The sequence below is a fragment of the Bradyrhizobium sp. P5_C11_2 genome, from assembly GCF_054049755.1.
Genome location: NZ_JBFULT010000766.1, coordinates 1 through 2847 on the forward strand (window position 1 = coordinate 1; position 2847 = coordinate 2847).

1 protein-coding gene and 1 pseudogene are annotated in these 2847 nt (G+C 56.9%); one reads left to right on the plus strand and one right to left on the minus strand.

The features are described from left to right. The first annotated feature begins 1176 nt into the window (after nucleotides 1–1176). The gene (locus ACXJL8_RS38225) at nucleotides 1177–1350 is read left to right on the plus strand and encodes a hypothetical protein (protein WP_456617799.1); all 174 of its coding nucleotides are present in this window, start codon (nucleotides 1177–1179) and stop codon (nucleotides 1348–1350) included. Between the two features lie 1226 nt (nucleotides 1351–2576). Here ACXJL8_RS38225 and ACXJL8_RS38230 read toward each other — a convergent pair. After that, a pseudogene (locus ACXJL8_RS38230) lies at nucleotides 2577–2847 on the minus strand (ABC transporter substrate-binding protein); the annotation flags it as partial.

The following is a 2847-nucleotide window of genomic DNA, read 5'->3' on the forward strand; positions in this document are numbered from 1 at the left end:
TCTCTACAGCATCACCAACAACCAAGCCGCAATCCTATCGCACTTCCGCGTGGTGAGCTCGTCCTGTGAGACGGAATGGTCTCTACAGCATCACCAACAACCAAGCCGCAATCCTATCGCACTTCCGCGTGGTGAGCTCGTCCTGTGAGACGGAATGGCGTTACCACTCGCGCGGTGTAGCGGCTCTTTTGGTCCTAGATTGAATGCTTAGACCAACAGCGTCACCTGCGATGATCCGCGGGCGCAAGCCCGTTCGGCTTGAATGGATTACTTGCGCTTCATTTGTCTGTAGAGCGCGGCGCTCGCTGCTTCCCTCCCTGTCTCGCCGCATTCGAGGGTCGGCTAGTGGCAGCTTCAAACACTGCAATACGCCGATCGAGTTGCCATAGCTCGACGTCGTTGGCATCAACTAGCTGCTCAGCACATTCCCGTGCTTCCTGCTCGTCGGCACACTGCAAATTGGCCACGCTTATAACGTGGTGGTCGCKATCCAAAAGGTAAGCTCGGTAGTGCGCCATCTCCACCCCCAAGGCTTCATCCATCCAGTGTGCGGCTCGACATATTTGTCGCGCATCATCTCAATTAACGGGGAACGTTCCATTTCGTCTCCAAACCGAATTCCAACAGTGAAGTTGGAACGGAGTGGATTTGGCTGTCTGTTCGGAAAGTGACAAACAAGTCCTTTTGGTCGCGAGTGTGGGAATTAGCACACAGGCACACATCGCCACCGAACTGTCGGCGGCCGGGCGGACCGCGGTACCTTCAGGCCCGCATCTCGTCTTTGGCTTCCTGTCCACAACGCCTCATGCGGTTGCGAGCCGATCCATGCCAAGGTGATGCCGGTGACCGACGCGGATGGAGAACGCGAAGGCTGGATGCGCGCGCTGTGGGATGAGGAAGGCGTTGCAGCGGCCGTTGCCGATGATGCGCTTCGTGATGCGCGGGGTGGAGAAGGAAGATCGAGCAGTGGTCTACCTGGTCGCCGTGATCCCTTCTCGCGACACGCCTTCGCGGGACTATTTGCGCACATTGACCGAGACGACACCGCGGACACACGGTGGGAAGCCGAGAATTTGAAATAAAAAGTGAAAAGAAGAGCGGGGATATTCCTCAAAGCTGACTTGATTTCTCCCTTCGCTGACTTCCTCAGCGCAACTAATTGATGAGTAAGCAGTGATGACTGATCAGCAATTAGCCCTGGAAGCGATTAGCGACGCGCAACTCATATTGGAAGAATACCTTCAACCCTGTCCCAAGGATAATGCGCGTATCCTTGAAAAGTTGGTGGAAGTTCTCGAACGGCCTGCCTTGATCGTTGCAGTGAGTCGATTGCAGCAACAGGGCAATTGAGCGCGCCTATGAGCAAACCGCTTCAATCGTTTGCTTTAACCGTTTGCATTGCTGCGYTCTCATCGCTCGAAATGACGAGCGTGCATGCTAAGCAACAATGCAGCGCCGCAATGCCGCCAAATCCGCAAGGGCAATGGTGGTCCTATCGTCTCATCAACGGACGAAAATGCTGGTACGCCGGTAAGCCCATGCTGTCGAAGGCATTGCTGGAATGGCCTGTAGAGCGGGCCCCCGAACTCGGTTCTCGCGGAGAAGCTACAGGCATTGTCATAGCTAGCAAGCCTGGCAATCCCTTAGATGCACGAGCGTTGGCACTGAAAGTGGGCTCTGACACTTTCGAAGAGCGATGGCGTGCCAGGATTATCTCCAGCTCCAACACAGGGCATGACTGACCGATACTATTGACCTGAGCGATCCTGCATCCCGCTTGTCGTTGGCGAGGACTTTCGACCGCCTGTTCGCGGTCGTGCGCTTGGTTACATCATGCAATCACGCGCCCCGAGTTCGTCTAAAACAACGCCCCTCCGCAACTTGAGCGCAGCAGCCGTCAAATGAAGGCCTGCGATCAGACCGAGCCGCCTTAAAGTCAGGAGAGCAACGGGGTCACACAGCTCGATAGAAAGTCCGGCTCCCAATATCGCAAGGGCGCGTTGCTCATCCGCGTCGAGATCAGCCCATGAGATGCCTTCCATGGCGCGCCTCAAAATTGTCCCCAAGGGTATCTCAAAACCCAAACGCGTGCCTGATTTGCCGCAGCATATCCATGGCCGCGTCGGTGTACCGACCGTTGGTTAGGTATCGATCCAGTTGCGCTGTGCTAATCAGCGCCACAACTGCCGCAGCAAAGCCCTTAAACATTGGGCCTCTCCTGAAAGAGACCGCCAACCGGGCGTGTCGAAATATCAAGCCGTTCTAAGAATGCGCTGCCGCCGCTTATGGCGACGASCTATATGCAAATGGTGACAGTGACTAGTAACCAGTYCCTTAACGAGCGCGATGTCTGGATGCGCGCGCCGTAGGCTGAGGCGACGGCTCTRGAGACCGCCACTGGATGATCGGCTTATCATCGCGATCTCTGCGAATTCAACTCGCGAGATTCGAGTGCGGAGAGAGACCCCTCACCCCTGCGAGTCCGTGTCTATCAGCGGAGCTGCCCTCTCCCACAAGGGGAGAGGGCACAGCAACGGGCGGCACGCGCCCCAAACGACGAGGGTGCCTCGCGCCCCCTACTCCCAATACCACGTCGAAAAATCGTTCTCGTATTGCGGCACGTCCTTCCAGACGCCCTTCAGCTTCTTGTTGGTGATGGTGATCAGCTGCGGCTGGTACATGTAGGCGGAGACGGCGTCGGTGGCCAGCATGCGCTGGGCGTCGCCGAGAAGCTTGGCGCGGGCGGCCTCGTCCGGCGTCGACACGATCTGCTGGTAGAGCGCGTTGAACGCCTCGTTGTTGTAGCCGAGATAGTAGTCCTGCTCGGTGATCTTGACGAGGTCGAAC